The 7,977-nt window shown below is 74.3% G+C and carries 8 protein-coding genes; 4 read left to right on the top strand and 4 right to left on the bottom strand.

The window, feature by feature from the left end; all coding sequences use genetic code 11:
- Nucleotides 1–1,539 (bottom strand): MocR-like transcription factor YczR (gene yczR / locus AC2CJA_RS20860; protein ID WP_484604206.1); only part of this gene is annotated, 1,539 nt, incomplete at its 3' end.
- Nucleotides 1,540–1,748: 209 nt separating this feature from the next.
- Here yczR and yczE point away from each other — a divergent pair.
- The 4 genes from yczE (at nucleotide 1,749) to AC2CJA_RS20880 (ending at nucleotide 5,380) form a co-directional block, all read left to right on the top strand.
- On the top strand, nucleotides 1,749–2,426 hold the full coding sequence (yczE, locus tag AC2CJA_RS20865) for a membrane protein YczE (protein WP_484604212.1): 678 nt from the start codon (nucleotides 1,749–1,751) through the stop codon (nucleotides 2,424–2,426).
- Nucleotides 2,423–3,208 (top strand): glycerophosphodiester phosphodiesterase family protein, encoded by a 786-nt coding sequence (locus tag AC2CJA_RS20870; RefSeq protein WP_484604207.1) that lies wholly within the window; start codon nucleotides 2,423–2,425, stop codon nucleotides 3,206–3,208. The genes yczE and AC2CJA_RS20870 overlap by 4 nt, the downstream gene beginning before the upstream one ends.
- Before the next feature lie 88 nt (nucleotides 3,209–3,296).
- Nucleotides 3,297–4,736 (top strand): MFS transporter, encoded by a 1,440-nt coding sequence (locus AC2CJA_RS20875; RefSeq protein ID WP_484604208.1) that lies wholly within the window; start codon nucleotides 3,297–3,299, stop codon nucleotides 4,734–4,736.
- 266 nt (nucleotides 4,737–5,002) lie between these two features.
- Nucleotides 5,003–5,380, top strand: coding sequence for an RNA polymerase-binding protein RbpA (locus tag AC2CJA_RS20880; protein WP_027751042.1), 378 nt, complete (start codon nucleotides 5,003–5,005; stop codon nucleotides 5,378–5,380).
- 93 nt (nucleotides 5,381–5,473) lie between these two features.
- Here AC2CJA_RS20880 and fxsA read toward each other — a convergent pair whose 3' ends face one another.
- The 3 genes from fxsA to lnt form a co-directional block, all read right to left on the bottom strand.
- Complete coding sequence (fxsA, locus tag AC2CJA_RS20885; RefSeq protein ID WP_484604209.1) at nucleotides 5,474–6,151, bottom strand: FxsA family membrane protein; 678 nt, start codon at nucleotides 6,149–6,151, stop codon at nucleotides 5,474–5,476.
- A gap of 1 nt (nucleotide 6,152) precedes the next feature.
- The gene (locus tag AC2CJA_RS20890) at nucleotides 6,153–6,923 is read right to left on the bottom strand and encodes a polyprenol monophosphomannose synthase (RefSeq protein WP_484604210.1); all 771 of its coding nucleotides are present in this window, start codon (nucleotides 6,921–6,923) and stop codon (nucleotides 6,153–6,155) included.
- On the bottom strand, nucleotides 6,920–7,977 hold a 1,058-nt coding region (gene lnt / locus AC2CJA_RS20895), incomplete at its 5' end, for an apolipoprotein N-acyltransferase (protein WP_484604211.1). The genes lnt and AC2CJA_RS20890, both read right to left, overlap by 4 nt.

Here is a 7,977-nt window from a genome sequence, read left to right on the forward strand (position 1 = left end):
CGCGGGCGGCGGGCCGCCCCCCCCGGAGCTGCGCGGGACGTCGCTCCCCACGCTCCGCCCCTCGGCGACCAGTCGCGTGGCCGCCGCCAGCCGGGCCGCGGCCTCGGCCGCCACGGGGCCGGAGACCGTGAACGGCAACCGCACATAGCCCTCGAACGCGCCGTCCACCCCGAAGCGCGGCCCGGAGGGAACGCGCACCCCGAGCCGCTCGCCCGCCTCGGCGATCCGCGATCCGGACAGGTCTCCGGTGCGCACCCACAGGGTGAGGCCGCCGCGCGGGACGGTGAACCTCCAGTCGGGGAGATGCTCCCGGAGGGCCGCGGTGAGGGCGGCGCGGTTCTCCCGGGCCCGCTCACGGTGGATCTCCATGGCCTGGTCCCAGCCGCTGCCCCCGCCGTCCTGTCCGCCGGCCTCCGCCAGCAGCCGGGTGACGGCGAGCTGCTCCAGCACGGGGCTGCCGAGGTCGGCGTAGACGCGCGCCGTGACCAGGCTGCGGATGGTCTCGGGCGCGGCCCGGATCCAGCCGATGCGCAGCCCGGCCCAGATGGCCTTGCTGGCCGAGCCGACCGTGACGACGGTGGAGCCGCCCGGGTCGAACGCCGCGAGCGGGCGGGGCGCCGGTTCACCGGGCAGGGCGTCGAGGTCGAGGCCGGCCATGGTCTCGTCCGCCACCAGCACGGTCCCCGCGGCCCGGGCCGCGGCCACCAGCTCCCTGCGCTGCTCCTCTCCGGCCAGGGCGCCGGTGGGGTTGTGGAAGTCGGCGATGACGTACGCCATCCGCGGCGCCGCGTCCCGCAGCACCCGGCGCCAGGCGGGCAGGTCCCAGCCGGTGAACCCCTCACCCATCGCGACGGGCACCAGCCGGGCGCCCGCATCGCTCAGCAGGCGCAGCACGTTGGCGTAGGAGGGGTGCTCCACGGCGACGCGCTCGCCGCGTGGCGCGAACAGCGCGCGGATCGCGGCCACCGCGCCCATGGCACCGGTGGTGATCATGATCTGCTCGGGCATCGTCGGGACACCGCGGGCGGTGCAGCGGTCGGCCAGGGCCTGGCGCAGGACCGGCAGCCCCGCCGGGTAGTCGCCGTGGGTGTGGGCGTAGGGGGGCAGATCGGCCAGGGCTCCCTGGAAGGCCCGGGTGAGCCAGGGCTCGGGGGCGGGGAGGGCGGCACAGCCCAGGTCGATCATGGTCCCGGCGGCGTCGGGCGGCAGGGGCGCCAGTCCGCCGGACGGCAGGGGGTTGCCGGCGGGCAGGGCCGTCCAGCTCCCCGCGCCGCGGCGCGAGGCCAGGAACCCGTCGCCGCGCAGCGCCTCGTACGCGGCGGCCACGGTGGTGCGGCTGACGGACAGGGCGGCGGCCAGCTCCCGCTCGGCGGGCAGCCGGGCGGCGACGGGAACGCGGCCCTCCAGCACCAGCAGGCGCACTCCGTCGGCGAGGACCCGGTAGGCGGGCGTCCGCCGTGCCCCGCCCGCCCCGGCACGGTGGGAGGAGAGGAGGCGGGCGAGCTGGGGCGCTCCGACCGCCGAGGTCCACTGAGCCATCACTTGAGTCCACCTTCTCGAGATTGGCCATGTCCGGGAACCGCTTACAGGCCACAGAGTGTCACGCGACGATCCAATGCGCCAGAAAGGACGGCTCCTTGTCCGGTTTCACAAGTCCCGGGGATTCCAGGAGATCCGGAGTCCCCGGGGGCCCGGGCGGCTCCGCCCCGCCGACCGGCCGCCGCCTCCCCGACCGCCTCGCCCGCCGCCTGGTGCGGCTCTACACCGGCCTGGTGCTCTACGGAGCCAGCCTGGCGCTGATGGTCCGCGCCGACCTCGGTCTCGGTCCGTGGGATGTCTTCCACCAGGGCGTCTCCGGACACACCGGGCTGACCATCGGCACCGTGGTGATCATCACCGGCGCGGCCGTGCTGCTGCTGTGGATACCGCTGCGGGAGCGGCCCGGCCTGGGTACCGTCTCCAACGTGATCGTGGTGGGCCTGGCCATGGACGCCGCCCTGGCCCTGCTGCCGGAGCCGGACCCGCTCGCGGTACGTGCGCCGCTGCTGGTGGGCGCGGTGGCGCTCAACGGGGCGGCGACCGGCCTGTACATCACGGCGCGCTTCGGGCCGGGCCCGCGCGACGGTCTGATGACCGGCCTGCACCGGGTCACCGGGCGCTCGGTGCGCCTGGTACGGACGGGCATCGAGGTGGCCGCCCTGGCCACCGGCTTCCTGCTGGGCGGTACCGTCGGCGCGGGCACGGTGCTCTACGCCCTGGCGATCGGGCCGCTCTCCCAGTTCTTCCTGGGGGTCCTCGGCGCACCCGCCGCCGGGACGGACGGCGGCCGGGACGGCTCGAAGAACGGTCCGGGGAACGGCTCGGACGGCGTGGCGGGCCGCCCGCGGGAGCGCTGCCGGCGGCGGCGGGCCATACTTCGTCCATGACGGCACCGGCCCTCCGCGCACCGCGCCCCGACCACCCCTTCTTCGACCATCCCGTCCCCCTGGCCTTCGCCCACCGGGGCGGCGCCGCGCCGGGGGCGGAGAACACCCACGGCGCCTTCGCACGGGCGGTGGAGCTGGGCTACCGCTATCTGGAGACCGACGTGCACGCCACGGCGGACGGGAAGCTGGTCGCCTTCCACGACGCCACGCTGGACCGGGTCACCGACGCCAGCGGGGCGATCGCCTCCCTGCCGTGGGCGGAGGTCCGGCGGGCTCTGGTGGGCGGCGGCGAGCCGGTGCCGCTCTTCGCCGACCTGCTGCGCGCCTTTCCCCGCGCCCGCTGGAACATCGACGTCAAGGCGGACACCGCACTCGCCCCGCTGCTGGAGGTCCTGGACCGCGCCGGCGCATGGGACCGGGTGTGTCTGGGGGCCTTCAGCGAGTCCCGGGTGGCCCGGGCGCGCCGCCTGGCGGGCCCGCGGCTGGCCACCTCGCTGGGCACCCGTGGCGTCCTGGGCCTGCGGCTGCGCTCGTACCGCCTGCCGGGCGCGGTCGGCCGCGGCGCGCTGTGCGCGCAGGTCCCGGTGCGGCACGGCGGGATACCGGTGGCGGACCGGGCGTTCGTCCGCCACGCCCACCGCAGGGGCCTCCAGGTCCACGTGTGGACGGTCAACGATCCGGAGCGGATGAGGGCGCTGCTGGATCTGGGCGTGGATGGCATCATGACCGACCACATCGAGACACTGCGCACGGTGCTGGCCGAGCGGGGAGCCTGGACCTGACGTCCGGCGGCCGGGGCATCCGGAGACCGCCGGGCGGCCCGGCCGCGTCCCCGCCCGTGCGCACGGGACGAACGACGAGGGGGCGCGGGTGGGCACCGAGACCGTGGCGGGAGCCGGGGACGCCGGGGACACGGCGGAGAGCACGGGCGGCGGCGCGGGCGGCGCGGCGGAGGCGGAGGGCTTCGCCGGGGCCGCCGAACGGCGCCGCGAGCAGCGCGGCTGGTACTTCTACGACTGGGCGGTCTCCGTCTTCTCCACCAGCGTGCTCACCGTCTTCCTCGGCCCCTATCTGACCTCGGTCGCCGAGGCCGCGGCGGACGGCGCCGGCTACGTCCACCCCCTGGGCGTCCCGGTCCGCGCCGGCTCGTACTTCGCCTACACCGTCTCCGCCTCGGTGCTGCTGTCGGTGCTGGTGATGCCGCTGGCCGGGGCGGTCGCCGACCGGTCGGGCCGCAAGAAGCCGATCATGGGCGTGTTCGCCTATCTGGGCGCCGCGGCCACCACGGGGATGTTCTTCCTGGAGGGCGACCGCTATCTGCTGGGCGGGGCGCTGCTGGTGGTGGCGAACGTCTCCTACGCCACGGCCGTGGTGGTCTACAACTCCTTCCTGCCCCAGATCGCCACCCCCGGGGAGCGGGACGCGGTCTCCTCCCGCGGCTGGGCCTTCGGCTACGCCTCCGGCTCCCTGGTGCTGGTGGCCAACCTGGCACTGTTCCTCGGGCACGAGTCGCTGGGGGTGAGCGAGGGCACGGCGGTGCGGATCTGCCTGGCCTCGGCAGGCCTGTGGTGGGCGGTCTTCGCGATCATCCCGCTGCGGCGGCTGCGCGAGCGGCCCGCCGCCCACGCGCCGGCGGCGGGCGCCGCGGCCGGAGCGGGGATGTCCCTGCGGGGCGGCTGGCGGCAGCTCGCCGGGACGCTGCGCGATCTGCGCCGCTACCCGCTGACCCTGATGTTCCTGCTGGCCTACCTGCTCTACAACGACGGGGTGCAGACGGTGATCACCCAGGCCTCGGTCTTCGGCGCCGGGGAGCTGGGGATGGACCAGACCACCCTCATCGGCGCGATCCTGCTGGTGCAGGTCCTGGCGGTGGCGGGGGCGCTGCTGCTGGGCAGGCTGGCGGCGCGCTACGGCGCCAAGCGCACGATCCTGGGCTCGCTGGTGGCGTGGACGGCGACGGTGGGCGCCGGTTACGTGCTGCCCGCGGGCGAGCCGGTGTGGTTCTTCGTGCTGGCCGCGGCGATCGGAATGGTGCTGGGCGGCACCCAGGCGCTGTCACGGTCGCTGTACGCGCAGCTGGTGCCGCCGGGCAAGGAGGCGGAGTACTTCTCGCTGTACGAGGTGAGCGACCGCGGTACCAGCTGGCTGGGACCGCTGGTGTTCGGGCTCACCTACCAGCTCACCGGCAGCTACCGGGACGCGATCATCTCACTGGTGGTCTTCTTCGTTCTGGGTTTCGTCCTGCTGCTGCGGGTACCGGTCAGAAGAGCGGTGGCGGCGGTGGGCGCCGCTGCGCCGGATCGGATTTAGGCCATCGGCCGAAGGGCGGGTAGTATACGCCTGCAACTCGTCGGATGGATCGTTACCGCACGCCAAAGATAGGCGAACGTTATGTTACGACCCCTGGAGGGATGTGACAAAGCGGGCGGCTGTGGGTACCGCATATCCGACGAGGCAGCGGCACGACGGGCGACGCATGTCCCAGATCGGGAATCTTCACCGCCGACCGGACGTTGACCGGATGACGACGACAGCGACACCTGTCCTGTGGGCGACAAGCCCGGGAGGCACGATTCATGAGTGAGCGAGCTCTGCGCGGCACGCGACTCGTGGTGACCAGCTACGAGACCGACCGCGGTATCGACCTGGCGCCGCGCCAGGCCGTGGAGTACGCATGCCAGAACGGTCATCGGTTCGAGATGCCGTTCTCGGTTGAGGCCGAGATTCCGCCGGAGTGGGAGTGCAAGGTATGTGGCGCCCAGGCGCTCCTGGTCGACGGCGAGGGCCCCGAGGAGAAGAAGGGCAAGCCCGCGCGTACGCACTGGGACATGCTCATGGAGCGGCGCACCCGTGAGGAGCTGGAGGAGGTGCTGGCCGAGAGGCTGGCGGTCCTGCGCTCCGGGACCATGAACATCGCCGTGCATCCGCGGGACAGCAAGCGCAAGTCCGCCTGACGGCGGGAGCGCGTGGGCGAGGGTCCGGCCGGTGGCCGGACCCTCGCCCACGTGTGCGTCCGCGCCCCTCACGGCGGGCTCGGCGGGGGACGGCTAACGCGCTCCCCCGCCCTCCCCGCCTCGGGTGTCATGTCCGCCGCGGGTGTCATGTCCGTCCTCCCGCACGACCTCTCCCTGGACCACCTTGCCGTCGGGCCGGTGGATGCGGAACTGCTCCTCGGCCGTACGCGCCTGCCGCAGGGTGTCCTCCAGGAAACCGGGGGCGAAGCCGGCGTGGCGGCCGAGCCGGCGCTCCGCGCCCCGGCGCAGCAGCGCGGCCGTCGGCGGGAAGAGGCACAGCAGCCCGGCCGCGTCCGAGACCAGACCGGGCAGCATCAGCAGCAGGCCGCCGAGCATGGCCAGCCCGTGCCCGCCCCGGCCGTCCTGCGGCCCGGTGCGCGGCTCGGCGCCCGGCCGGAGGCTCTCGACGGTCTCCACCAGACCGCGCCAGGCGCGGCGCCCGGCGCGCTTGACGGCCGCGGCGCCCAGCACCGCCCCCGCGACCAGGACGGCCAGGACGGCCAGTCCGCTCGTGGCGTCCGCGAGCAGGGTCAGCAGCCAGATCTCCAGGACCACGAAGGCGGCCAGCCCCACGGGGACGAGGCTGCGCCGGGGCCGGCCCCGGGGCCCGGTGCCGGGGGACCCCGGGCCTTCTGGCCCCCCCGGCCCCTCCGGTCCGGGCCGGGAGTGCCGCGGAGGCGGCTCGTACGGGTACGGTGCTCCGGTCGTCATGTCATCCAGTGTGCCTGCGGCCGAGCGCCTGGTTCACACGGGACCGCACGCCCCAGGCGGTGACCCGCCACAGGGCCTCGGCGACGATGTCGCGGTTCATCTTGCTGTCGCCGCGCTCGCGCTCCACGAAGGTGATGGGCACCTCGACCACCTGGTACCCGGCCTGCACGGCGCGGTTGGCGAGGTCCACCTGGAAGCAGTACCCCTGGGAGGCCACGTCGTCCATGCCCAGCCCCAGCAGGGTCTCCCTGCGGAAGGCCCGGTAGCCGCCGGTGACGTCCCGCAGGGGCACGCCCAGCAGCAGCCTGGAGTAGGTGCTGCCGCCGCGTGAGAGGAACTTGCGGTGGCCCGGCCAGTTGACCACCCGCCCGCCCGGCACCCAGCGCGAGCCCAGCACCAGGTCGGCGTTCCTGAGCGCGGTCAGCAGCCTGGGCAGCTCCTCGGGCTGGTGGGAGCCGTCCGCGTCCATCTCGACCAGGACGTCGTAGCCGTTGTCGATGCCCCAGCGGAAACCCTCCAGGTAGGCGGCGCCCAGCCCCTCCTTGCCCTCCCGGTGGAGGACCTCGACCCGCTCGTCCTCGGCCGCCAGTTCGTCGGCGGCCTTCCCCGTGCCGTCGGGGCTGTTGTCGTCGGCGACCAGGACATGGGCCTCGGGGACGGCGGCGCGCACTCTGGTGACGATCGGCCGGATGTTGTCGACCTCGTTGTAGGTCGGGATGATCACAAGGATCCTGCCGAGCGGATCCCTGTGGCGCTGCCGCGCGTCGTTCACTGCTGCCGCCTTTTCTCGTCCGTCCCGTTCACCCCGTGTCCCCGCCCCCGCCGGCCGGTCGCGAAGGCCACGGCGCAGGACAGGACGCCCACCATAGCGAGCACCCACTCCGGTGCGGAGCCGATCCGGTCGGCGAAGGTGGTCTCGTCGCGCAGCGGGAGATCGGCGGTGATCACGTCCTGCGTGAACTCCTCCGTACGCTGCCCGATCGTGCCGTCGGGGGCGACGACCGCGCTGATGCCGCTGGTGGCGGCGGTGACCACGGCCCGCCCGTGCTCGACGGCCCGCAGCCGGGACATCACCAGCTGCTGCTCGGGCTGGCCGGTGTTGCCGTAGGTGGCGTTGTTGGTCTGGATCACCAGGGCGCGGGCTCCGTCGTTGACGGTGTCGCGCACGATCCCGTCGTAGGCGACCTCGAAGCAGATGACGTCACCGAGCCTGGCCGGGCCGACGTCCATCACTCCGGTGCTCTCACCGGGCCAGAAGTCGCGGGGGACGCGCTGGAGGCGGGTGATGACCTTGCTGAGCTGGTCGCGGTAGGGCACGTACTCGCCGAAGGGCACCGGGTGCTGCTTGGTGTACGAGGCCCCGGGGCCCGCCCCGGGGCCCCAGACGATGCCCTGGTTCTCGACGTAGCCCTCACGCTCGGGGTGGTCGACGAGGGCGCCGACGAGGACGGGGACGCCCACGGCCCTCGCGGCCCGGTCGATGGCGTCGTACGCCTGCGGGTAGCGGTACGGGTCCAGGTCGGAGGCGTTCTCCGGCCAGATCACCAGGTCGGGACGCTCCTCCCGGCCCGTCTCCACGTCCTCGGCCAGTTCCAGGGTGGCCTCGACGTGGTTGTTCAGGATCAGCATCGGGCGGCCCAGGAAGTCCATGCCGGGCTGCTGGACGTTGCCCTGGACGACGGCGATGCGGACGGTGTCGGCCGCCGCCGTACGGACCGGTACGGCCTGACCGGCCGCGGTCACGGCCGCGGCGAGGAGGGCCGCCCCGGCGGCGGCGCGGGCCGGGCGTCCCGTACGGGGACCGTCCCCGGCCGCCGCCTCGGCGG

The sequence above is a fragment of the Streptomyces sp. ATLC9 genome, from assembly GCF_057196705.1.

Excerpts from the sequence above, each read along its gene's own strand:
- fxsA (WP_484604209.1), bottom strand. The coding sequence starts at position 6,151 with ATGACGACCGGAGCACCGTACCCGTACGAGCCGCCTCCGCGGCACTCC.
- AC2CJA_RS20880 (WP_027751042.1), top strand. The coding sequence starts at position 5,003 with ATGAGTGAGCGAGCTCTGCGCGGCACGCGACTCGTGGTGACCAGCTAC.
- AC2CJA_RS20870 (WP_484604207.1), top strand. The coding sequence starts at position 2,423 with ATGACGGCACCGGCCCTCCGCGCACCGCGCCCCGACCACCCCTTCTTC.